Genomic DNA, 22,649 nt, shown 5'->3' with positions numbered 1-22,649 from the left:
TTGTAATGGGGCTGAGATCATCTTTTTGTCTTATTCTATGGCTAACCCAGTTTCTAACCATTGTCGGCACAGCTCGTTGGCATCGTTTCGGGCTGTATCTTTATTTACTTCATATTCATTGCACAGCAGTGCTCCGGCTTCATCTACCGTGAATTCCTTGTTTTCCAATTGTTTCCATAACCAGGCGGCTGTTTCATTCAAGGAATAGACCTGTGCCATATCCATGGTTTCAGAAAACGGATTGACAATCATATATTCTCCACCTACTTGGCGAAGAATTAAATTAGAATTGAGTCTCATTGTCTTTATATTATTGCATTATCCTATTTATAGTTAAAATTACATCGACCTTCACAGGCAGATGTAATGGGGAATAAAATGTAAGTTCATTCTATTATCCGCTGATAACATAGGGTCTTGAACTTACCTGATCTAACATTTTTTACAGATCCGGCGCTTCTCGCGAAGAAAACGAATCTCTCTTCTAACATTTCTTATTGTATTGTTTGTCATATCTGAATTGAACAGATTACTGTTTACCAGTTTATACCTGTGGGACGGATCATGCCGGCTTGCAGCAGTTGCATGATAAATCCTGCGGCATCTTGCGATGCGGTGTCTTTATCCACTTCGTATTCCTCCAGAATCAACAGTACTAGATGGTTGAAGCTTTCTGCTTCTTCGATATGCTCCCAGATAAATTCTCCGGTTTCGGTCAGGGTGACCATTCCGTTGAACTCTCGGGCGGTCTGTCCGGAAGGAACCAGTACGATTTCTCCGGCTATGTTTCGTTTGATAAATTCTTTGGTTCTTTTCATCTTTTGAAAAAACGATATGTTTTAATGATGGTCCTGCGTAAAGGAATTATGTTCGGCCATATGTGGGCGAAGAATTTCCACTGGAAATCTTCTGGAACTATCCATTTCCCTTTTCGCTTCACCTTGATAATGATGGCGAAAATCTGTTCTCTTTGAATTGGACCTTCGATGACAGTCTGGGCGTCACCGATAAGATAATATTCTTCATTTTTAACATTATAAATACGGTGCATGACATATTCACCGTTGCTTCGCTGATAGAACACCATATCTCCTTTCCGAAGTTCACCGGAGGGGCTTTTCAGGTAGATGTGGTCTCTTGCGTGGATCAGGAATGGAGCCATGCTGCTGCCCGAGATGATCATGCTCACCTGCTTTCCTTCCTCAATGAGGGTACGCAGCATGGATATATATTCTTTCGTATCGACAGTCTTCATAATGGGGCGTATTTCACATTATCGGATAATTTCCAGTTTGGTCAGATACCTGTGCAGGGTGAAGGCTGCTTCCGGATTCATGTTGCACGCATAGGTGCTGATGCTTGTCTGTCTGGTCAAAACCTGTAGATCGTCGAGTGCTTTGCCGGTGAGCTTTGGATTCCACCAGTTGATTGTAACCTGCGAGCAGAGAGCTTTGAAATGCTTCATGGCTGTCTGGGGACGGATGGTGTTATCAGATGCCTGTTCGATGAATACAATGGCCTCCAACGGGCGGCGTTCATTGTGACAGATACCGCTGGAACCGCATACAGGCCATCCCGTTATCTCGTAGTCGCCGTTTGGAAGTGGACAGAGCAGGGCACGGTCGCCATTGAGTACCTGGGTGCCGGGAATATGCCGGCACCACAGGTTGGCATGCGTCGATTTGCCAATGCCGCTAGGACCACTGAATAAGATGGCTTGCCCACGATAATCCAGAAAAGTACAATGTAGTATGTAACATCCCTGGACAGATAAAGGACGTTCCAGGCACAGGCAGGAAATGAACAGGGTATCTGTTTGCAGTTCTCTTTTCAGACCTTCGATGAAATAGATGTTGGCATCTCTTTCGTTTCTTTCCTGATAGAGAGCATAGCAGGCATTCAGGTTTCCTACAGCCAGCAGGCGTGTTTCTTGTTCTTCCTTCCGGAAAACTACGATGTCGTTGCGTTGGAATGTGATCTGCCAGTCGTTGGACGGCAAAGGCAGACGGTTGACAAAATAGAATGTATAGTACCGGTCCGCTTCTTTGGTAGCGGGTTTATGGTCGAGAAACAAACGGCTGTTAACAGGAATCTCCTGTTCTGTCACTCCTGACAATTCAATCGTTAGCGGGCCGATATTCAGTCTCACAATCTTCAGTTTTTAATGTATTACGGGGGGATAATTCGTAATGATCCGTTCTTTGGCTTTCGCCATCTGGCAAAGATAGTCCATGCTTCCGGTGATTGTTTTTTCACAGTGTGCGGCGGCATAGCATACGTTGCATACGGGACGAAGGTGGCAACCCTCGCATTCGGTATGGGATACCAGTTCCTTGGCTTCTTCTAAAAGTTGTTGCCATGCAGTTGTCATCGGAATCTTTTTCAGGTCAACGGCCGGTTGATCCAGCATCACACAGGGGGTGAGGATGCCTTGCCAGTTGATCCAGCATGAACTCTTGGCAGCTCTGCACTCCAAAGAGCAGGCTCGTGTTCCTTCCACATGGGCAAGCGTATATTTCAAGTCGTGCATGTATCGTGCCATGTCATTCCCTTTTTTGTACTCCATATATTGCATCTCGATGCGGGCCGCCTCGTCGGCATCCAGTCTTTCAGTTAGAATGTTACGCAGACTTCCGCATTCGGGGCGTGAGAGAGGAAACATGTATGAGTTTACTTCTGCCGGAATGTCCAGATGCTGGGCCAGACGGATGATCTCGTCGTAATCTTTTTCATTCTTTCGTACGATACTTACGTTCAGTTTCACATCAATGTCTGCCTTTTTCAACCGTTTCAGGGCTTCCATGCACAGGGTGTATCCTTGCGGATTGTGGCACAAGCGTCCGTAAGTTTCTCTGCTGTCTCCATACAGGGTGACGTTTATCCGCCGCGGCTTGTGGGTCTGCAAGATGCGTACCATTTCGTTGTCGATGAGTGTGCCGTTCGTATTGAGAGTCAGGATGAATCCCATTTCGCGCAGCCGGGTGTACAGCTCCTTGAAGTGTGGATAGAGCATCGGTTCACCTCCGGTGAGAAGGATGAAGAGTGTACCCATGTCTTGAAGTTGTTCTGCCCAGTCGAGCCATTGTTGCAAAGGCGATAAACCTCCGTGCCGTTCCACCACGCTGCGTTCGGTGCGTATGAAGCACATGTCGCAGTTGAGCGTACAGGTGGGAGTCAGCTCGAAGTTGGTAGTGATCGGGACACGGCTCTGATTGGCTTTGTCCACCAATGCCCGTTCCAAAAGGTTGGCATCGTGAAGATGATCCATAACTTGGAATGTATATGTATTTATGAGAAAAGTCTTTATAGACTTCCTTTCATTTGTTTCTTTTTACTTTTTGCAATGCGGCAAAGGTAGCCGATGCCGCCGCATTGCCCTTTTTCATTGCGGGCATTGGCATAGCAGACATCACAGATAGAGCGTAAGGTACAACCTGCGCATTCTTTATGGAACGGAAGTTGTTCGCATTTGGTTACTATTTGTTTCCAGGCATCGCTTACGGTTGTGGAAAGTAGCGAAACGGCTGGTGTTTCCATATCGACGCACGGAGTCATGACGCCCTGCCAGTTGATCCATGCGGAACTTTTACCTGCCCGGCAGGCAAGTCCGATGCCTTCAGCAGGTACGGGAGATTCTCCACGTTCCAATTGCTGGAGGACATGAGTGGCGTATGATGTGTATTCCTTGCCATATTTATGTTCCAGTGCCTCAACCTCGGCATGTGCCACTTCATCCGGTACGGGGCGGCACGTATCAAGGGGTAGCGTGGTGGCGCATCCCGGCCGTGAATAGACTGAAATGTAACTGTTGGTCAGCATAGGTAAGTCCCATTCGTCAGCTAGTTCCAGCATTTGCCGGTGTTCTTTTATATTTTGTCGTGTCAAGGTGAGGTTCAGTTTGGTATCTATGCCATATTCTTTTAATCGTTTCAGTCCTTCCAGGCAACGGTCGAAACCGTTTGTCGCGTGGCACAGATTGAGATAAGTTCCGTTGGTCACACCATATAACGAGACATTCACCCTCCGGGGTTTCAAACGTTGAAACAGACGTACTGTTTCGTCATCTATCAAAGTCGCGTTTGTATTGATGGTGAGGATGAATCCTTTTTCTTTCAGCCGGATATATAATTCTTTGAAATCAGGATAGAGTAGGGGCTCGCCTCCTGTCAGTAAGATGAAGAGCGTTCCTATTTCCTGTAGCTGGTCGGCAATGTGCAGCCATTCCTCTATGCTCCGTAATCCTCCTCTTTTCTCGGCTTGTGACTTCTCCATGCGGATATAGCACATATCACAACGGAAATTGCACGTCGGTGTCAATTCAATAGTGGCATTGATCGGAGTACGGTTTGCCGTCGCTTTGTTCACCAATGCCCGTTCCACAGGGTTTATGTCTTGCAGGGATTCCACTAGGATAATGATTTTTTTTCAAAGAAAAGTTTTTGAGTCTAGTGTATTGGATTTCATTTACTTCCGTGGTCGTATATGTTACCGAAATTTGTCTCGATGGAAAATATATAGATTATCTTCCCTTTTTGAAGCCCAACAAAAGTTAATACTTAATTTAGAGCATATCCTTTTTATAAGGCACCAGAATTGGCATCTCACAAAAAGATATTATCAAATTCGATTGATTTTTAACTATTGGCATACAACCAAGTCTATATTTTACGATGATAGACCCAAAGATAGGGAAAGTAGAATCTTTCAAGGTCTTCATTGCTTTGCATAATTCGTAAATTTTGATTCGCAGCGAAGATAGATATTTTAGAACCCTAATTTGAGAGGTTTACAGTATAGACTTTACTTTTAAGGTCCAAGTCTATACTGTTATTTGATGCGAATTTCATAAATAGGGGAATGTCTTAAGAGTGGTTAGGACGACCTGGTATTTCTTCAACAGCAGATCTGATTTCACCCCAACCTTGATGATTGTATTCTCCAGTGTTATTTACTGTATCATAGCTAGTCCACTTGATGCCTTTAATCTTGTCACCTACTTTTGCGTCACTTAAATCGAATCCATTCCAATCAATATTGAGAATAGGTATACCCCATTTTTCTATAGTCCCTTCGTGCCCTGTAGCATGGATACCATTAATATCTACATAGGTTGTAGCGCATGGTTTTCCATGATTGTTTGTATTGTTTTCTCCATAATGACAATGAAATAGTGCTTTAAAGTTATAGCATGCAGCTACATATTCGTTCGGAATGAACTCTTCGCTAATAAGCATCGGTTTTTGATAATCTTTCTTCATACTATTTTTTTCTTTTTTGATTCCTGTTTCGGAGGAAAGGAAATCAGAAAAGGTTTGAAGCGAAATAGTGATTGGGTCCCGGAGAAACTCCGGTGTGAAAGAATTTTGAAATAATTGATATATTGCGATTTACCATCTACAATATGATCCTTTCATTTTCCTTTTCATTACACTAATTCTTTGCAGCTCAAACGATATTCTGACTTAGTTCCTCCAGTAGTCTGATCATATATTATTTAATCTCTATTTCTATTAATGAGAATCAATAAATTTATCTAAGCGTTAGGAATCAAGATTGAAATAAATGAATAAGATTGCGATTTACTGTTTTATTTACCGATTAGGATTTAGCAGTTTCCCAAGAATTTATGTCAAGGTTCTTGGTGGCGTGACCCTCCCAGCCCTTTTGTCCTCTCCAAACAATGACTAATTCACTTTTCTCAAATTTCTGATTATAGTTGTAATCAACATATCCCCAATAAAAACCAGATTGGGCTTCGGCTTCATGAAATGCACTACATGGATGATAGTTTCCTAGCCAAATACCTCGATTTCCTATAGTGGGTTGTGAACCAGAAGCAGGCTTATCTCTAAAATAATACAACGTTCCTCTTGGTGCATCACAAGTAAACTTATAAACAGTTCCACTATCTCCACAAGCAGCCACATGCGTTTGCGGCACGAAAGCCTCGCTTTTCAGCTCCGGCTTTGTATAAACTTTCTTTGTCATCTTTTTTTTCTTATTTTGCCAGACTTCTTATTCTGTAAGAGGGCAAAAGTTTGAAAAGAGAAAAACATGACCGAGTTCTGCAAGAACTTGGCTATATGAAAGTTTCATAGTAAAGAGAAAATTGTAAGATGTTAGGAATTTGGAGATGGAACGTGAACAAGCCGAAAGCGACATGTCACATCCGGATATTTATCTCCGTAAATCGGTAAAGACTGTAAATCACAGTCGTTTCATCCTTTTTATTCTTGATTCTTATTGATTGAGTTCTTGCAGAACTCTGTCTGTTATTAAATAAATTATCTATCTCATACTCCGTATCGCATCCGCTACACGCATCACATCCTCGCACGTCATCATTGATCCCGAAGGCAGACAGAGTCCACAGTTGAACAGGGCTTCCGATACTCCGTTGACGTAGGTGGGGGAGGATGAGAATACGGGTTGCAGGTGTAACGGTTTCCAAAGCGGACGGGTCTCGATGTCGGCTTTTGCCAAGTGCTGCATCAGCTGCAAGGCGCTGAAACTGGTTTCGTTACTGTCCACTTTAATTGTAGTCAGCCAATAATTGGGTAGAAATATGGTAGATTTCTTGGGTTCTACCACAGTGATACCCGGAAGTCCTGCCAGCAGCTCGGTGTATAGCCGATGGATGGCACGGCGGTGTGCGATATGGTTGTCCACTACACGCATCTGCCCGCGTCCGATACCAGCCGACACATTGCTGAGCCGGTAATTGTATCCGATCTGTTCGTGCTGGTACCAGGGGAACGGTTCACGTGCCTGGGTAGCATAGAACTTCACTCTCTGGGCTTCCTCTTCCGTATGGCATAATAAGGCGCCGCCACCGCTGGTGGTGATCATCTTGTTGCCGTTAAAAGAGAAAATCCCATATTGACCGAAGGTCCCGCAATAGCGTCCGTTGTAAACGGCCCCCATTGCTTCGGCAGCGTCTTCCACCACGGGGATGCCGTAGCGGGAGGCAATGTCACAGATTTCGTTCATGCGGGCAGGCGTGCCGTAAAGGTGTACTGGAAGAATGGCTTTGGGCTTGAGGCCGGTCTGTTTCATACGGTCGCAGATGGCCTGTTCAAGCAGTATAGGATCCATATTCCAAGTATCAGGCTCACTGTCCACGAAAATGGGGGTAGCACCCTGATAACAAATGGGGTTGGCTGACGCAGCAAAGGTGAAACTTTGGCAGATCACTTCGTCTCCTTTGCTTACGCCCAGCATGATCAATGCCAAGTGGATGGCTGCCGTACCTGATGATAATGCCACGGCGTGTACCTCCTGGTCGCAATGCGTTGAAAGCCACTGTGACAAGTCATGCTCGAAGCCATCTACATTCGGCCCTAAGGGAACTACCCAATTGGTTTCGAAAGCCTCACGGACGAACTCTTGTTCGGATCCGCCCATGTGTGCCAATGACAACCAAATCTTACTCATTTTCAGTTATGAACAAAAAATTATTTGTTGCGTGCTTCGGTGATGAACACTACAACACGGTTCCACTCGTTCTTCAGCTGGTATGGTTGCAGGCTATCACCTTTGTAATCCACCCGGATGCGGCTTGGATCCACACCGAACTCTTTCACCATCATGTTGCAGACAGCTTCGGCACGGCGCTGGCTCAATTTCAAATTGTAGGCCGGATTACCAGTCTGTACGTCGGCATAACCTGTTATGATCAGGTTGACTTCCGGATGGTCTTCCAAATACTTGGCAGCTTCTGCCACATTCTTTTTCTGGATATCGGTAATATTGTACTTGTCGATAATGAATGATACGGTCATACCCAACATTTCGTTCTTCACTACCTCTTTCTTCACTTCTGTGACGACTGGTGCCGGTACCGGCTTGTTACGCTCTTCATTGATCTTGCGGTTCAATTCGTCAACCCATGCCTGGTCGTTCACCTCTGTGTAGCGGAAGCGGCGATCGCCGTACTGGTCCTTGAAATGATAGGTGAGACCTAACATGACGTTGGCGTATGAATCCCATTTGCGGTCGTAACGCGTACCGTTGAAAGCATCGTCCGTTGCGTTGAAGGTCGCTTCCAGATTGATGTCAAGCGCATTGCTCAACATATAATTGAACTGGAGGCCTGCGCGTAGAGAGAAAAACGTTTTGTTGTCAGTGCTGATTTGGTAGGGGGCAAACTCCTCACTGGGGGATTTGTCCCACTCTTTGACTTTATCATCGAATCCGAAACTGGAGTTGAATCCCATACCCAAGATACCTACTACATTGAAACGGATATCTTCGTCATATTGGGCGAAAATATTGTGCAGGTTGAACAATCCGTCCAAATAACCGTTGAACATATTGAAACCGTAGTTCCCTTTGCCATACACCTCGGGAAAGGCTTCAATCACTTCGCTGTTGGCGCGTGACATTTGTTTCAAATAAGCGAGTTGCACACGTGCTCCGATGGCGGGTGAGAAGTATTTACCGACCGAGAGGGCTATGCTTGGTCTGGTCATGGCGCCGAAAGATCCGAAGCGGCTGTTCTCGGACAGCGAATGATTGGCGCCGACCTGAATTCCGATGAACCAGTTGTCACCGGCCTTGTAATGCTTTAGCGCCCGTACAGTGTCGGTCTTTAATTTCCAAGTTGCATCGTCTTCTATTGTTTGTGCCCATAAAGATACAGAACAAAAGAAGACCACAAATAATATAGCTATTTTTTTCATGCCAAATTATACTTTTAAAATGGGTCGTTTATTCATTGATGTACACTATGACGCAGCTCTTTTGTGGATCGAGCGATGCAATGACAGCAGGGTTTTTCTCTATAAAAATACGTCCGGCCGGAATGTTGTATGTGTTGGCTAGCACATTGCGGATGGATTGTGCCCGTGCCATGAACAATTCGGTGTCTCTTACTTCTTTGGTTGAAGTGATATAGAGGTCGCCATCGGCTAGCTTCTTTATATTTTCTGCTGCTGTGTAAACGTTTACTTCCTGTAGTTTGTTGATTGCGGCGGAAGCATTGTCAAACGAGATAAACGAACGGATATGATTGCTTTCCACCACTTCTGTCTCAATCTTTGTGACAGGAGGAGCTGCCGCTTTGTTGGCTTCACGCAGGCGGTTGATTTCGGCGTTTGCTTCGTCATATTTCGACATGTCGCGGCGGGCGTAGGTGAATTGCCGTGAGCCGTTATGATTTTTGAAACGGTAGCTGACACCTGCCAATATGTTGACATGGCCATCCCAGCGGTCGTTTGAACCTTCGCCTTCCCAACCGTCGAATGAGTCGTCAAGCAAACTGTTCGTGATTTCAAGATTAAAGTCCCACGCTTTACCGAGGCGGAATTTCGCCATCAGACCCAGGCGGATGGACAGCAGGTCTTGCGATTCGGTATTGTATATTCCGTCGTTCCAGGTACGCTTGCTGAAGTTGGCGGTGTGTTCGTAACCGGCTCCCAAGATACCGATCAGGTTGAAGGTCCGGTCTTCTTCATACCCGCAAAAGAGGTTGGTGAAGTTGAACAATCCGTCTAGGCCTACCCCCATGGCGTCCCAATAGTAGGGCTTGTCGTTGCTTGCTCGTCCGGCATTGCTTCCATAGAAACCTTGGAGGCGGATACCTCCGGCAGGAGCGATCCACTTGCCTATGGACAACGCACCGGCGGGACGGAACTGGTCGAAGAATCCAGAACTGGAAGTATGGGTCCCCCAGGAATAAAAGGCGCCGGCCTGCAATCCGACAAACCAGTTGTCTCTGAATTTAGACTTGTTTAAGAGCCGTTTGTCCCCGCTTGCAGGGTCTGTCCAGTAAGAGATCTCCTTTGTATCCTGTTTGACAGGAACATCTTGAGCCGCTTCTTGTGCAAATCCCGTAGCCAAGGTTAGAAATGGCATCATAAACGCAATGAAATGTTTTTTCATTTTGCGATTCATTTTAGTTAAACATTATATTGGATTTCATTTTTTTGGATATATATGTTTTTTCATCCAGCGCCTCATATACGGAGTTCATACTTTTGAACTCCGGTACAATTTGCTTCAACTGATATACGGTCTCTTTTTTATTGTCCGTCTGGGCAACCTCAACCAATTGTTGCAGGGCGGGCTTTATTTTATCGTAATCTTGTTTTAAACTGATACCTTTGAATATTTTCGGATTAAGGGTAGGAGTAGAGTTCTCTTCATTATAGAGTAATTCCTCATATAGTTTCTCGCCCGGTCGCAGACCGGTATAGACGATTTCAATGTCTTTGTCCGGTTGTAAACCTGCCAGTTTTATCATCCGGCATGCCATGTCGGTTATTTTTACGGGTTTACCCATGTCGAAAATAAAGATATCGTTTCCTTGTCCCATAAAAGCGGCCTCTAGAACCAGTCGGCAAGCTTCGGGAATAGTCATGAAATAACGGATGATGTCCGGATGCGTGACTGTTACAGGCCCCCCTTCCATAATCTGTTGGCGGAAAAGGGGGATTACACTGCCGTTGCTGCCCAGCACATTGCCGAAACGGGTGGTTATAAAAGAGGTTTTACCAATTATATTTCCTTCTTGGATAGCACTCCCGAGGCTTTGTACGTACATCTCTGCCAGTCGTTTGGTAGCACCCATCACACTGCTGGGATTTACAGCTTTGTCTGTGGAGATCATGATGAATTTCTTTACGCCATATTTCAATGCCGTATCTGCCATGATGCTTGTACCCAGGACATTGGTACGTACCGCCTCGCATGGATATTTTTCCATCATGGGTACATGTTTGTATGCGGCTGCATGAAAGATGATGTCGGGGTGGTAGAGTCTTGTCTGCGACTCCACACGGTCACGGTTGCGTACATCACCTATGATAGGCAGGATGGAGCGGTCTGGAAATCTTTTCTTCAACTCCATATCTACTTCGTAAGTGGCGGTTTCCGAAAAATCAAACAAGATGAGCTGCTTCAGGTTGAAACAACATAATTGTCGGCACAATTCGCTCCCGATACTTCCTGCCGCTCCGGTCACCATGATAACACTTCCGGACAATTCATTGCGGATATTATCCAAGTCGATGTTTATTTCTTCCCGGCTTAAAAGATCTTCTATCTGTATATTGCGTAATTGTATTTTACTCCATTGTGTTTGTTCTGTCAAAAATGGTGCAATGCGCAGGCAGATGTGGTTCTCCAGACCGTATTGCACTATTTCTTCATCGTTACGGAGATCTGTGTGGCTTAGAAATAATATACAATTGACTTTTAAGGTGCTGAATAATTTTCGCAGACTATTTTCTTCGTCAATTAAATATATCTGATATCCCACAAGCCGGTATTTCTTGTTTTCGGGTTTTCGGGTGATAAATCCGAAAACATTATAAGGATTGTTTTCACTTCGTAGATAATTAGCCAGACTGATTCCCCTTTCGGAGATACCATATATTAAAGTTGCTTGTCTAGGTTTTTTTAAAAGCTGTAATAAATGATAGTAGAAATTGACGGTTAATATCCGTGTACACATGAGCAGGAAAACGGAACTGATAAAATCTGTTATAATGATGGAATAAATGAACAATCCGATGTAATCCAGTGTTATATATGCAAACAAAACAAATGTGAGAGCTTTCAGCAGCATGGCATAAATGATACGTGTCAGTTCTACTAAGGTGGAATAACGTATAATTCCCTCGTAGGTCTTACAAATTCCAGTCCATACGATACTGGAAATGACCGCTATCAGCAGAATATAACGCTGCTGGTTGAAATGGATGCTGATATTAATCAAATAGTGGAAAAATAAAAAGATAGAAAATGAGGATATGACAGATAAAAAAACATCGATACACCATATTATATAGGGATGTATATAATCTGTCTGCAAAAATTTATTGCGTATTTTATTCTTTAATAGGGAAAGCATAGGTCGTTAAGGTATTTTTTTCAAGAAGGCTTGCGGAATATAAGAGGTGGCTACAGCACATACACCATGGACTGTTATAATAAGCCGGTGGTTCTTTTTAATGCGACAGATATACCCTTCTGCACCTTTGAATGTTCCGTCAATGACTTTTACGTGGTCTCCTTGATAAAATTTAGGATTATCTGTGTCAAAATATTCTAGACCTTTTTCGCCTGACGAGGTAACGAGCATGAAGATGTTCATCTCTCTCTCGGGAATGGCTAAAGGAATTTTTTTAAAATCTATTTGCCGAGTATAGAGAATTACTTTATCGGTCAAGATCTTCTGTATCTCTTTTGCTATGTAAGTTTCCGAATGGAAAAAAAGCAATGAATTGATAACTGGTTTTCGTACGTTTTTTTTTGTTCCATCTTGTTTTAAAACCTTTACGGTTTCGCAGGGAATATAACATTTTATCTTTTTCTTCAAAAGAAGTTCTTCAATGGCAAAAACCTTATTATAGAATACTTTTAATGCAAACCAGTGTTTTTTCGAATTATTGTTTGATGTCATTTTTATCTTTAATACTTTAAAAATGGAAGGACATTCCTTCCATTCCTGCATGTTATATAACACACAGTAATCAGAGTTAAACTAACTTTTTTCTATAATTTGAAAACTTTAGCACGCAGCATTTTTCCTGATCCAAGAAAAATAAACTGTAACTCCAAATTCATACTGTCTCTAAGTAAGAGATGGTATAATATTATAATGTGAATATAATCAGCATGATAGGATATACCTACCAAGCTGATTTTTCAAACTTTTGTAACTTGTCTTTAGCCCTTCGTTTTTTATTTTTAACAACTTATTTTTTATTTTTATTTTGTAATGTTATTGTATTTAACAATTTTTCTATCATAGTATCGTAAAGTATTAAATATTAGACACAAGCATAATTATTATATATAGATAGAGAAAAAAAATGTTATCTATTTTGTTAATCAATAAAAAACAAGTATCTTTGCATCGAATTTATACCGTCTCTTACTTAGAACTACTGTTTTATCGAATCGATAATAGCTTTATTTACTTCATCTATAATTGAATTGTCTATCTTTGTCAAATAAATCAGTGTGGTTTTTTCCGAACTATGTCCCATGCCTGCACTGATGATTGACAAAGGTACATTTTTATTGCGTGCGGTTGTAGCCCAGGTATGTCTTGGAGTATAAGAGGATAAATTAATATTCGGTTCTAAAAGTTTGGAAAGACGTTTCAGTTGGCGATTATAGTAATTGAGCGCTATTTCATATTGTGAGTAGGCTTTATTCTCATCTTCTGTATTTAATATCGGGAACAAATATGGTGAGTCTTTTTTTTCATACTGGTTGATTATATTTTGTAGTCTGGTTTCAATCCTTATAGTTAATTCTTGACCAGTTTTATGTCTGACGTAGGTAATATATCCATTCTGTATATTCGATTTTTTTAAGTAGACGATATCGACAAAAGCCATTCCACGAGCATAAAAACTGAAAATGAACAAATCTCGTGCAAATTGCAGAGCCTTGGACTTTTTTAGGTCTATGGAGAGAAGCTGAGAGATCACCGTTTCTGTAACAGCACGTTTTCGGGTTCTATCCACTCCTGTATAGACGTTTTTGAATGGAAAAGTTTGTTCTATGATTTTTTGGGTTACAGCTTTGTTATATACAGAACGGAATATGCGCATGTAGAATGAAATGGTGTTTCGTACAACACCCCGTTGAATTAAAAAGGTGTTGTAACTTTCCACAAATTGTTCAGTTACAATATTGAACGTTGAATCTGTATTTTTCATAAATGCCTTCAGGCTTTTTAAGGTTTTGCTGTAATTACGAGCGGTTCCTCGTCGATTGTCATTTTTCAGCTTTTGAATTTGTTGGGTGAAAAAATCAGTAATACTGTAATCGGCGGTTGTTTGATAGAATTTTTCAATTATTTCATTAACTGTATAGTTTGCACATTCAGCATCTATTTTGTAGATGATTTTTTTTAGCCGGTCTAAATCCCTGTCTATTTTACACTGAAGTAAGTATGAGGTTGAGTCTGTGAAAATGATTTGTGCTTTATTGCTATCCCAATCTTGTGGATGAAGATGTATCTTCGTAGTGATTTGTTTAACCTGACGAAGATGTGTCAGTTGATAATAGATAGTTCCGGCCTTACCTGGAACAGTTGACGGACGTAATTTTACTTTTACAGTTGCCATAATTCTTAACAATTTTATTTATGCAATTCATTTAATTAAATAATAATAGTTGAATATACTATTTTGCCCTATTTCCTGTTGCTAAGATTGATAATCATCTCTCTTGCTTCAGTAGATCATGTCTTTCTAGGAGTCGGACTGGTATAATCTGAGAAATAGGGTATACTTGCCTTCTTTTTATTTAATTTTTACCGTATTGTAATTTGTCTTGAAGAAGGACTTGAAATATTGAACCATTTCGATCCTTGTATGTTCATCTGATGCAGTATAATTAGGAATAAGTCATATTACGCAAAAGGATATGGTATAGTCTGCAAGCGTAAACGGTATAACTCCTGGAAATTACGATATTAGTTTTCCAAATCTATGCTGTTAGTTTGAAAAAACGTTGAGGACTGTCGGGGAAAATTTTTTCTTTTTTGGGTTAGGAGCACGGTTGAATTTTAAAAAAAGAATTATATTTGTACTACTCATTACCGAAACTATGGCAAAGAATAATTTACTAAGTGAGCAACTTGCTTATATTGGTGTCAGTTGTACTCCTACGCATCTGCATTTGTGCAGTTATAATGCTGAAAGTATTTGTATGCAGGATGGGAAAGATATAGATAGTTTAATCCCTTATTTGAATAAGAATGCTATAAACTGGATACAAATTCATGGTTTTCAGAATACGGAGGTCATACAGCATGTCTGTCAGAATTTTAATGTCGACTTTTTGACGATACAAGATATTTTGAACTCCAACCATCAGACTAAGATAGAACAGCATGATACATATAATGTAGTGATTTTGAAGTTACTTTTTTCTAATGATGATGGCTATGTGCCACAACAAATAGCCATTGTGCAAGGTGGAAATTATCTGTTGACCTTTATGGAGAAGGAAACAGACTTTCTGAATGATATAAATACGGCATTGGAAAAGAATGTGTTGAAAATACGTAACCGGCAGTCTGATTTCCTGCTCAGTGTTATTCTAAACAGTGTGATGGCCAGCTTTATATCCATCATTTCGGAATTGGAAGATGGATTAGAGGATTTAGAAGAGCAATTGCTTTCACCGGAACAGACTGATATGCCTGGTATTGAAAATATACAGCAATACCGCCGTAATTTTCGTGTAATAAAGAAATGTATTTTGCCATTAAAGGAGGAAATCAGCAAGTTGTTGCATACTACTGATAATGATCTGTTGCACAAAGCAAGCCGTCCTTTCTTTAATGATGTCAATGATCATTTGCAGTTTGTATTGCAAACTTTAGATGGTTGCCGTGACATGATTTCAGCTTTGGTAGATATTTACCTTTCCAATAATGACCGGCGGATGAACAGCATCATGAAACAGTTGACTGTTGTTTCTACTATATTTATTCCGTTGACTTTTCTAGCAGGAATCTGGGGAATGAACTTCCAATGGATGCCTGAACTGGGGTGGCGGTATGGCTATGTATTTGCATGGACATTGATGTTAATACTAGTAGCAGTTATCTACTTCTATTTTAAGCGTAAAAAATGGTATTGATGGGAGAGGATGGATGGGATTTACTTAAATGTGAATCCCATATTCATGTTTTACTTCATTCATTACAAAGGTGCTTTCCAGTGAGCCCAAACTGTCAATCGTACCCAAGACATTGAGGATAAATTCCTGATAATACTTCATATTAGGGGAGTGTATTTTAAGCAAATAGTCATAACTGCCTGATATGTTGTAGCACTCTGTTACTTCAGGGATATCCTGAATTATTCGTGTAAATTCCGCAGCAATGTCCCGATTCAGTCTTCTTAGTTTGACACTGCAAAATACCACGAAGCCTTGGTTTAGTTTCTCAGCGTCCAATACGGCGATATATTTTTTTATATATCCTCCATTTTCCAATCGTTTGAGGCGTTCGAACACCGGAGTGGAGGAAAGGCTTACCCGTGCAGCCAGTTCTTTGGTGGTCAGTCGGGCATTTTCTTGCAAGGTACGTAGTATCTGCAAATCTACTTTGTCAAGTTTCTCTAAAGTACTCATAGAATAATATTCTTTCAAGAGGTTGATATTATTTTCATATCTGTCAATACAAATATATTGCATTTATCTTAGATTCCGGAGAATTTTTCGGGAAATGTAGTACAGAGTTATATTCTTTTTTTGCCAGAGAATGCAAGAAAAAGGCAGAATGATTTTATCTCTCAAAAATACTTTTTATCTTTGCAGCCACTATGACAAAGTATATATATCTTTTTTATATCTTGTTAGGTGTATGTCTGTTGGCGGGCTTTGGTTCCGCATTTGGTAGCGGACAGGAGCACGATGTAGTTCGTACAGTTGATTTGGAAAACAGTGCGGTGGCGTTGTGCAACATATCTGAAAGCAATAACGGGCAGGAAAAAAAAGAGATAAATAATGAAAGCTACCATTTTTATAAAGTCGGTATCGGCGGTGCAGCTACTTCTTTTTCTTTTCGCACCTTGTGCTCCTCCAAAATTCTGCGAACTCATTCCTCTGCTTCCGTCATAGCCAAGTTGGCTAGATTCTTGAAAGTACTTCTTCCTGAAGAAAAACAAATTTCTTTTTCACCTATTCTTTATTTTACCCAATATTCCAGTGAATACTATATTTATCAGTTGAGGCGTATTCTTATTTAGCTTATTTTTCTTTTCGGCAAGGCCTATTTTTTTATGCCTTATATTTCTTTTGTTTTTATATTTTCATAATGGGAACTGGGGTGGATGCTTGTTCCTTTTATATGAATGGTGTTATATGTTAATGTATTAATAACTAATGTATAATGGAATTTTTATTGGACTTTATACTTCACATTGACCAATATATGATAGATATTGTTCAAGAATATCATACTTGGGCTTATGTCATACTGTTTATAATCATTTTTTGCGAAACGGGATTGGTTGTCACTCCATTCCTCCCCGGAGATTCTTTGCTTTTTGTCGCGGGAGCTATTTCGGCTTTGCCCGATATGCCTTTGGAAGTTAATATTCTCGCTTTGGTTTTATTTATTTCGGCTGTGCTGGGCGATTCCTGTAATTATATGATAGGACACTTTTTTGGACGTAAACTTTTCAATAATCCCGATTCCCGTATATTTAGGCAAAGTCATTTGGAAAAGACACATGAATTTTATAAAAAATACGGAGGAAAGACAATCATTATTGCCCGTTTTGTACCTATAGTCCGTACATTTGCTCCTTTTGTTGCGGGTATGGGTAAAATGCATTATTATTATTTTATGGTGTATAATCTGATAGGGGGAACTTTGTGGGTCGGTATTTTCTGTTATGCCGGTTATTTTTTCGGCGATCTTCCATTTGTACAGAAGAATCTGAAATTGCTGATTGTGGCTATTATTGTCGTTTCTATATTGCCTGCCGTCATAGAAGTAGGCAGGAATAAGTGGAAAACTCGCAATTACTAAAATCAAACATATCAAAAACAATTTATTCAAATTACATTTATGAAAAATTCTTTTTTTAGTCGATTCACACATCAGGAACCTAAGTTTTTCCCTATGTTGAAACGTTTGTCTGAAATCATGACCTCATCATCGGATTTATTGGTAGAAAGCATGCAGCATGATAAGCCGGAAGAGAGAGCGAACTATTATAAACGCATCAAAGATATGGAACGTGAAGGTGACAAGCAGACTCATTTAATTTTTGACGAATTGGGAAAAACTTTCATAACCCCTTTTGATCGTGAGGATATTCACGATTTGGCATCGACTATGGATGATGTAATAGACGGGATTAACAGTTGCGCCAAACGCATAACGATCTATAATCCCCATCCCATTGCTAATAGTGGAAAAGAGTTGAGTTTGTTGATACAGCAAGCGGCTGTTTATATAAGTAAGGCAATGGATGAATTGGAAATTTTCCGTAAAAAGCCTACTGAATTAAGAGCATGTTGTACAAAATTGCATGATATTGAGAATCAAGCGGATGATGTATATGAACTCTTTGTTAAGAAACTATTTGAGGAAGAAAAGGATTGCATAGAACTGATTAAGATCAAGGAGATAATGCATGAATTGGAGAAAACGACCGATGCGGCAGAACGGGTAGGGAAAATCTTGAGAAACCTGATTGTGAAATACGCATAAAAGCAGAAAGTACAACATGGAATTATTAGTGATTATTATTACGTTGGCTTTGATTTTTGACTATATTAACGGATTTCATGATGCAGCCAATTCAATAGCCACCATTGTGTCAACCAAGGTTCTTACTCCGTTCCAAGCGGTGATATGGGCGGCATTTTTTAATTTTGTTGCGTTCTTTATTGCTAAATGTATAATCGGAGGATTCGGAATAGCCAATACTGTATCCAAGACAGTAGTGGAACAGTATATTTCCTTGCCGATTATTCTTTCAGGGGTTATTGCAGCTATTGTATGGAATCTGTTTACATGGTGGAAGGGGATTCCTTCTTCTTCTTCGCATACGCTGATTGGAGGTTTTGCTGGTGCTGCTATTATGGCTCATGGTTTTGATGCCATTCAGCTCAATATTATATTGAAGATTGCTGCTTTTATCTTTTTGGCACCATTTATAGGGATGGTTGTTGCCTTTGGATTCACGTTGCTTGTCCTCCACATTTGTCGTCGTGCACATCCGCATACGGCTGAGATGTGGTTTAAGAAATTGCAGCTTGTTTCTTCGGCTTTGTTCAGTATTGGTCATGGGTTGAATGATTCCCAGAAGGTAATGGGTATTATTGCTGCTGCCATGATCGCCGCTCATTCGGAAGGGTTAGGAATGGGGATAAATAGTATCAATGATTTGCCGGATTGGGTGGCATTTTCTTGTTTTACTGCCATTTCTTTAGGAACGATGTCAGGTGGATGGAAGATTGTGAAAACCATGGGAACTAAGATTACCAAAGTAACTCCTTTGGAGGGGGTTATTGCGGAAACTGCTGGAGCATTTACATTGTATCTGACAGAATATCTGAAAATACCTGTAAGTACGACCCACACCATTACAGGAGCTATTATCGGGGTGGGCGCTACTAAGCGTCTTTCAGCCGTCCGGTGGGGAATAACAAGAAGCCTGATGACGGCTTGGGTGTTGACTATTCCTGTCAGTGGAATATTGGCCGCTGCCATTTACGGAGTGGTTGGTCTCTTTTTAGGATGACCGGATTGTAGGCTGTTCTAGAAAATAAAGATCTGCCGTGACCGAGGTGACTGGGAAGCTACCTCGGTTTTGTATATGTACCTATTTGTAGGTAAAAAGTGGATGAAACAGATAATAAATATAAAATGTTATTGTGATTTTGTTATTTGTTTCTATTTTTGCAGTGGACTTACTGAACACAAAAATGAGAGAAAACGCAAAAGGCAGGATTTTTATAGCATGGCTGTTGTTTATGACGCTTATGCCATTTTTCATGGTGAAGACTTTTCACTACCATGAAGAAGATGCTGTTTGCCATTCTGATAGTGGAAATTCTCATGACTCCTCTCATCAGTGTCCCGTGTGTAACTTCACACTTTCACCTTTTACGCAAGTTGAAACATTACAACTTCATATTGTTCTTCCGGTTTTTGATTATCAGCCGGAAATAACGGTGGATAAGGTTTGCCAGGTTAAATCTTATCCTTATTATCTACGTGCGCCTCCCGTTTGCTGATTTACATAGTATCTTTTATTTATTCACAACATCAAATGATTGTAATTTATGCGTATCAGATATGTTTCGGGTACGCTGGGAATGTTTTTTGCCTTGTATTCAAATGCACAGGTAGTTTCTGATACGATTAAAAGTGTAGATTTATCCGAAGTGGTGGTGACGGGATCTTACCGACATGCTCAGGAGAAAAAGACTACCCTGACACTTGAGTTGTTTCAGAAAGATTATTTGAACCGGCATTTTACCGGTAATTTGGTACAGACTTTGAAAAATGTTCCCGGTGTACACTCGATGGATATCGGTGCGGGGTTCTCCAAACCTATGATTCGTGGTTTGGGATTCAACCGTATTGCCGTATCCGAAAATGGAATAAAACAAGAGGGGCAACAATGGGGAGCCGATCATGGGCTGGAAATTGATGCTTTTAATGTAGACGAGGTACGGATTCTGAAAGGTCCGTCTTCACTGTTCTACGGTAGTGATGCGATGGGAGGTGTCATCGAAATCCTTCCTTTGCTGCCACAAAAAGAGAACCGGTTTTTTGGTGAGGCTGCCTTATTGGGAAAATCAGTGAACGGCACTGTGGGCGGTTCACTGATGCTAGGTATTGAGAAGAATGCATGGCTGGTCAGAGTACGTTTCTCAGAACAGCACTATGGAGATTATCATGTACCGGCAGATACCATTGTATATCTTACCCAGTTGGTGCCTGTTTACGGTCATAAGCTGAAAAACACCGCTGGGTTCGAGCGCAATGTTTCTGCCATGGGAGATTATAGAAAGAAGTTTTATCAGATGAATATTGCTGTGAACAATGTTTATCAGAAGATGGGCTTCTTTCCTGGTGCTCATGGCATTCCTGATATTTCCCGTTTGGAGGATGATGGGAACAGCCGTAATATTGACTTGCCCTATAGCAAAGTGAACCATCTTAAAGTAACCACGCATCAACAGTATCTTTGGAATGGGGTACAACTTTCAGGTGATTTCGGCTATCAGTTCAATCATCGGGAGGAATGGAGTGCTTTCCATACCCACTATGACACTCAGGTGATGCCTGCAAAGGATCCGGATAGGGAACTGGTGTTCAAACTGCATACATTCAGCTCCTCTCTGAAGCTGCGGTTGTTCAATTCCTCTTCCTGGGAGCATATGGCAGGGTGGAATATGCAGATACAGAAAAATGCGATTGGCGGATATTCTTTTCTGCTACCGGAATACAAGCGTTTTATTACCGGAGCTTTTTGGCTGACGACTTTCCGACTGGATAATCAGTTGTCTGTAACTGGTGGGATACGTTATGATCGGGGAAGGATTGATATAACAGCATTCGAAGATCCTTATTTGGTGGAGTATCTACACAGACAAGGATATGAAGAAGAGGTAATACAGGCATATCGTTGGCGAAGTTATCCGGTGGACAGGGCTTATGGTAATTACTCCTGTTCGGCGGGAGTAGTGTGGACACCCGCTGCCGGTCATCTTCTGAAGATGAATGTGGGACGTAGCTTCCGTTTGCCGGGGGGCAATGAATTAGCATCCAACGGAGTACATCACGGAACTTTCCGTCATGAAAAAGGAGATGTCACTCTTTCTTCGGAACAAGGATGGCAGATTGATGCTTCCTATACCTTGGCTTATAAAAAAATGGAACTGGTTGTTTCATCTTTTGCCGGTTGGTTTGATAATTATATTTATTTGCGTCCTACGGGAGAATGGTCTGTATTGCCCCATGCCGGACAGATTTATCAATATAGTGGCGCACGTGCTTTGTTCATGGGTGGTGAGATAAATTTCAATATGGATTTTCTACGTCATTTTAATTATCGTTTGGTTGGTGAGTATGTCTATACTTATAATCGTGACGAACATACGGCTTTAAGTTTTTCACCTCCTGTATCCATGCGGAACATTCTAACATGGAATAAAAAGGATTTTCAGTTGTATGCTGAATTTCAAAGTATAGCTTCACAGAACCGTATAGCGAGAAATGAAGACCGCACATCCGGAGCTTGTTTGATTCATCTGGGTGGGAGTATTCATATACCTATGGCCAAGGCGGATATTGAAATATCTTTGGGTATTCGTAATTTGTCGGATGTGAAATATTACAATCATTTGAGTTTTTATAGGAAAGTGGAAATCCCTGAACCGGGAAGAAACTTTCAGATTTCGATTAAAGTACCATTTAAACAATTATTAAAATGAAAACAAAATTTTATTTTCTTGTAATCAGCCTATTGGCTATATGCTCTGTTTGTCTGCCTGCGTGTGATAATGATGAAAAAGGGGATGTAACAAAGCCCGTGATCGATTTGATAGAACCCGAAGAGGGAGCGGTGTTGAAAATTGGTAATGAGAAAGGGGTACATTTTGAAATGAATTTGTCAGATGATGTGATGTTGAAATCGTATAAAATCAATATTCATAATAATTTTGACCACCACGGACATGATTCCCGGGCAGCCGGACAGAAAAACATAGCTTTTACTTTTGACAAGGTATATGATGTTTCCGGTTTGAAGAATACAAAAGTACATCATCATGATATTGTTATTCCGGCTGATGCTGCTCCCGGAGATTATCATCTGATGGTATGGTGTACCGATGCGGCGGGCAATCAGACAGAAATGGCTCGTAATATTGTCTTGAGTGCGGACGGAGGTACTGAAACGGAACATGATCATGACCATGAGTGATCTTTTGTATCAATCGTATTGTGTGTATTAATTGTCTGATGGCGGTCGATGTGAATCGGCCGTCACTTTATTTTGTTGGATGTCGCCAAAGAATAATTTTCTTCCAGGAGGTAATAATCCGTTTGTAAATAGAATATTTGTTCTGTAAATAGTGATGATTGTAGCTCTATTTTCTTTATTTTTAGTATATCTTGTTTGATATAACTACCTTTAATACCT

At 41.1% G+C, this 22,649-nt stretch carries 23 protein-coding genes; 8 read left to right on the top strand and 15 right to left on the bottom strand.

The window, feature by feature from the left end; all coding sequences use genetic code 11:
- Positions 1–30: 30 nt before the first annotated feature.
- The 14 genes from AB5935_RS04505 to AB5935_RS04440 all read right to left on the bottom strand — a co-directional run bounded on the left by AB5935_RS04505 (position 31) and on the right by AB5935_RS04440 (position 14,087).
- Positions 31–300, bottom strand: coding sequence for a PqqD family protein (locus tag AB5935_RS04505; RefSeq protein WP_007838108.1), 270 nt, complete (start codon positions 298–300; stop codon positions 31–33).
- A 236-nt stretch (positions 301–536) separates the two neighbouring features.
- Positions 537–818: a PqqD family protein gene (locus AB5935_RS04500; RefSeq protein ID WP_007838109.1), complete on the bottom strand. Its 282-nt coding sequence runs from the start codon at positions 816–818 to the stop codon at positions 537–539.
- A complete protein-coding gene (locus AB5935_RS04495; protein ID WP_007845024.1) occupies positions 815–1,255 on the bottom strand; it encodes a S24/S26 family peptidase in 441 nt (146 codons plus the stop codon). Before AB5935_RS04495 ends, AB5935_RS04500 begins: the two co-directional genes overlap by 4 nt.
- 18 nt (positions 1,256–1,273) lie before the next feature.
- Positions 1,274–2,149, bottom strand: a complete 876-nt coding sequence (locus tag AB5935_RS04490) for a hypothetical protein (protein ID WP_007852523.1) — start codon at positions 2,147–2,149, stop codon at positions 1,274–1,276.
- Positions 2,150–2,161: 12 nt separating this feature from the next.
- Positions 2,162–3,268, bottom strand: coding sequence for a radical SAM protein (locus AB5935_RS04485; RefSeq protein ID WP_007838112.1), 1,107 nt, complete (start codon positions 3,266–3,268; stop codon positions 2,162–2,164).
- A gap of 35 nt (positions 3,269–3,303) precedes the next feature.
- Positions 3,304–4,407 (bottom strand): radical SAM protein, encoded by a 1,104-nt coding sequence (locus tag AB5935_RS04480; protein WP_032936523.1) that lies wholly within the window; start codon positions 4,405–4,407, stop codon positions 3,304–3,306.
- Between the two features lie 455 nt (positions 4,408–4,862).
- Positions 4,863–5,258 carry a hypothetical protein gene (locus AB5935_RS04475; protein ID WP_038609225.1) on the bottom strand — a complete coding sequence of 132 codons (396 nt, stop codon included), beginning with the start codon at positions 5,256–5,258 and terminating at the stop codon, positions 4,863–4,865.
- 340 nt (positions 5,259–5,598) lie between these two features.
- On the bottom strand, positions 5,599–5,988 hold the full coding sequence (locus tag AB5935_RS04470) for a hypothetical protein (protein ID WP_038606346.1): 390 nt from the start codon (positions 5,986–5,988) through the stop codon (positions 5,599–5,601).
- Between the two features lie 300 nt (positions 5,989–6,288).
- Positions 6,289–7,434 carry a DegT/DnrJ/EryC1/StrS family aminotransferase gene (locus AB5935_RS04465; RefSeq protein ID WP_007838116.1) on the bottom strand — a complete coding sequence of 382 codons (1,146 nt, stop codon included), beginning with the start codon at positions 7,432–7,434 and terminating at the stop codon, positions 6,289–6,291.
- A gap of 20 nt (positions 7,435–7,454) precedes the next feature.
- Positions 7,455–8,681 carry an OmpA family protein gene (locus AB5935_RS04460; RefSeq protein WP_038606351.1) on the bottom strand — a complete coding sequence of 409 codons (1,227 nt, stop codon included), beginning with the start codon at positions 8,679–8,681 and terminating at the stop codon, positions 7,455–7,457.
- A gap of 28 nt (positions 8,682–8,709) precedes the next feature.
- On the bottom strand, positions 8,710–9,882 hold the full coding sequence (locus AB5935_RS04455) for a hypothetical protein (RefSeq protein ID WP_170267622.1): 1,173 nt from the start codon (positions 9,880–9,882) through the stop codon (positions 8,710–8,712).
- Positions 9,883–9,895: 13 nt separating this feature from the next.
- Positions 9,896–11,854, bottom strand: coding sequence for a polysaccharide biosynthesis protein (locus AB5935_RS04450; RefSeq protein WP_007838121.1), 1,959 nt, complete (start codon positions 11,852–11,854; stop codon positions 9,896–9,898).
- 6 nt (positions 11,855–11,860) lie between these two features.
- On the bottom strand, positions 11,861–12,406 hold the full coding sequence (locus AB5935_RS04445) for a UpxY family transcription antiterminator (RefSeq protein WP_007843813.1): 546 nt from the start codon (positions 12,404–12,406) through the stop codon (positions 11,861–11,863).
- Positions 12,407–12,890: 484 nt separating this feature from the next.
- On the bottom strand, positions 12,891–14,087 hold the full coding sequence (locus AB5935_RS04440) for a site-specific integrase (protein WP_007838127.1): 1,197 nt from the start codon (positions 14,085–14,087) through the stop codon (positions 12,891–12,893).
- A 484-nt stretch (positions 14,088–14,571) separates the two neighbouring features.
- Here AB5935_RS04440 and corA point away from each other — a divergent pair, with 484 nt between their 5' ends.
- Positions 14,572–15,612: a magnesium/cobalt transporter CorA gene (gene corA, locus AB5935_RS04435; protein ID WP_007843815.1), complete on the top strand. Its 1,041-nt coding sequence runs from the start codon at positions 14,572–14,574 to the stop codon at positions 15,610–15,612.
- A 24-nt stretch (positions 15,613–15,636) separates the two neighbouring features.
- Here corA and AB5935_RS04430 read toward each other — a convergent pair whose 3' ends face one another.
- Positions 15,637–16,107, bottom strand: a complete 471-nt coding sequence (locus AB5935_RS04430) for an Lrp/AsnC family transcriptional regulator (protein ID WP_008652383.1) — start codon at positions 16,105–16,107, stop codon at positions 15,637–15,639.
- Positions 16,108–16,298: 191 nt separating this feature from the next.
- On the opposite strand from AB5935_RS04430, the gene AB5935_RS04425 reads away from it, so the two are divergent.
- The 7 genes from AB5935_RS04425 (at position 16,299) to AB5935_RS04395 (ending at position 22,430) form a co-directional block, all read left to right on the top strand.
- The gene (locus AB5935_RS04425; protein WP_007843817.1) at positions 16,299–16,724 is read left to right on the top strand and encodes a hypothetical protein; all 426 of its coding nucleotides are present in this window, start codon (positions 16,299–16,301) and stop codon (positions 16,722–16,724) included.
- A 143-nt stretch (positions 16,725–16,867) separates the two neighbouring features.
- Positions 16,868–17,512 (top strand): DedA family protein, encoded by a 645-nt coding sequence (locus tag AB5935_RS04420; RefSeq protein ID WP_007838133.1) that lies wholly within the window; start codon positions 16,868–16,870, stop codon positions 17,510–17,512.
- Positions 17,513–17,551: 39 nt separating this feature from the next.
- Positions 17,552–18,199 carry a DUF47 domain-containing protein gene (locus AB5935_RS04415; RefSeq protein ID WP_368327338.1) on the top strand — a complete coding sequence of 216 codons (648 nt, stop codon included), beginning with the start codon at positions 17,552–17,554 and terminating at the stop codon, positions 18,197–18,199.
- A 16-nt stretch (positions 18,200–18,215) separates the two neighbouring features.
- Entirely contained in the window at positions 18,216–19,235 is a 1,020-nt protein-coding gene (locus AB5935_RS04410; RefSeq protein ID WP_007838138.1) for an inorganic phosphate transporter, read from the top strand.
- A 133-nt stretch (positions 19,236–19,368) separates the two neighbouring features.
- A complete protein-coding gene (locus AB5935_RS04405; RefSeq protein ID WP_007843819.1) occupies positions 19,369–19,731 on the top strand; it encodes a hypothetical protein in 363 nt (120 codons plus the stop codon).
- A gap of 48 nt (positions 19,732–19,779) precedes the next feature.
- Entirely contained in the window at positions 19,780–21,939 is a 2,160-nt protein-coding gene (locus tag AB5935_RS04400; RefSeq protein WP_038609229.1) for a TonB-dependent receptor, read from the top strand.
- A complete protein-coding gene (locus AB5935_RS04395; RefSeq protein ID WP_007852494.1) occupies positions 21,936–22,430 on the top strand; it encodes a DUF4625 domain-containing protein in 495 nt (164 codons plus the stop codon). The genes AB5935_RS04400 and AB5935_RS04395 overlap by 4 nt, the downstream gene beginning before the upstream one ends.
- Positions 22,431–22,649 lie beyond the last annotated feature (219 nt).

Source organism: Phocaeicola sp. RTP21198st1_B8_RTP21198_201120, assembly GCF_040929485.1.
GTDB classification, from domain to species: Bacteria; Bacteroidota; Bacteroidia; order Bacteroidales; family Bacteroidaceae; genus Phocaeicola; species Phocaeicola dorei.
The sequence above is the reverse complement of the archived record's forward strand: the minus strand, read 5'-3'. Positions and strand labels throughout refer to the sequence as shown.

What these genes read in the sequence shown, in the direction of transcription:
- AB5935_RS04395 (WP_007852494.1), top strand. Translation starts at nt 21,936, where the DNA reads ATGAAAACAAAATTTTATTTTCTTGTAATCAGCCTATTGGCTATATGC.
- AB5935_RS04455 (WP_170267622.1), bottom strand. Translation starts at nt 9,882, where the DNA reads ATGAAAAAACATTTCATTGCGTTTATGATGCCATTTCTAACCTTGGCT.
- corA (WP_007843815.1), top strand. Translation starts at nt 14,572, where the DNA reads ATGGCAAAGAATAATTTACTAAGTGAGCAACTTGCTTATATTGGTGTC.
- AB5935_RS04440 (WP_007838127.1), bottom strand. Translation starts at nt 14,087, where the DNA reads ATGGCAACTGTAAAAGTAAAATTACGTCCGTCAACTGTTCCAGGTAAG.
- AB5935_RS04470 (WP_038606346.1), bottom strand. Translation starts at nt 5,988, where the DNA reads ATGACAAAGAAAGTTTATACAAAGCCGGAGCTGAAAAGCGAGGCTTTC.
- AB5935_RS04485 (WP_007838112.1), bottom strand. Translation starts at nt 3,268, where the DNA reads ATGGATCATCTTCACGATGCCAACCTTTTGGAACGGGCATTGGTGGAC.
- AB5935_RS04495 (WP_007845024.1), bottom strand. Translation starts at nt 1,255, where the DNA reads ATGAAGACTGTCGATACGAAAGAATATATATCCATGCTGCGTACCCTC.
- AB5935_RS04505 (WP_007838108.1), bottom strand. Translation starts at nt 300, where the DNA reads ATGAGACTCAATTCTAATTTAATTCTTCGCCAAGTAGGTGGAGAATAT.
- AB5935_RS04500 (WP_007838109.1), bottom strand. Translation starts at nt 818, where the DNA reads ATGAAAAGAACCAAAGAATTTATCAAACGAAACATAGCCGGAGAAATC.
- AB5935_RS04425 (WP_007843817.1), top strand. Translation starts at nt 16,299, where the DNA reads ATGACAAAGTATATATATCTTTTTTATATCTTGTTAGGTGTATGTCTG.
- AB5935_RS04400 (WP_038609229.1), top strand. Translation starts at nt 19,780, where the DNA reads ATGCGTATCAGATATGTTTCGGGTACGCTGGGAATGTTTTTTGCCTTG.
- AB5935_RS04420 (WP_007838133.1), top strand. Translation starts at nt 16,868, where the DNA reads ATGGAATTTTTATTGGACTTTATACTTCACATTGACCAATATATGATA.
- AB5935_RS04450 (WP_007838121.1), bottom strand. Translation starts at nt 11,854, where the DNA reads ATGCTTTCCCTATTAAAGAATAAAATACGCAATAAATTTTTGCAGACA.
- AB5935_RS04465 (WP_007838116.1), bottom strand. Translation starts at nt 7,434, where the DNA reads ATGAGTAAGATTTGGTTGTCATTGGCACACATGGGCGGATCCGAACAA.
- AB5935_RS04410 (WP_007838138.1), top strand. Translation starts at nt 18,216, where the DNA reads ATGGAATTATTAGTGATTATTATTACGTTGGCTTTGATTTTTGACTAT.
- AB5935_RS04430 (WP_008652383.1), bottom strand. Translation starts at nt 16,107, where the DNA reads ATGAGTACTTTAGAGAAACTTGACAAAGTAGATTTGCAGATACTACGT.
- AB5935_RS04475 (WP_038609225.1), bottom strand. Translation starts at nt 5,258, where the DNA reads ATGAAGAAAGATTATCAAAAACCGATGCTTATTAGCGAAGAGTTCATT.
- AB5935_RS04460 (WP_038606351.1), bottom strand. Translation starts at nt 8,681, where the DNA reads ATGAAAAAAATAGCTATATTATTTGTGGTCTTCTTTTGTTCTGTATCT.
- AB5935_RS04415 (WP_368327338.1), top strand. Translation starts at nt 17,552, where the DNA reads ATGAAAAATTCTTTTTTTAGTCGATTCACACATCAGGAACCTAAGTTT.
- AB5935_RS04445 (WP_007843813.1), bottom strand. Translation starts at nt 12,406, where the DNA reads ATGACATCAAACAATAATTCGAAAAAACACTGGTTTGCATTAAAAGTA.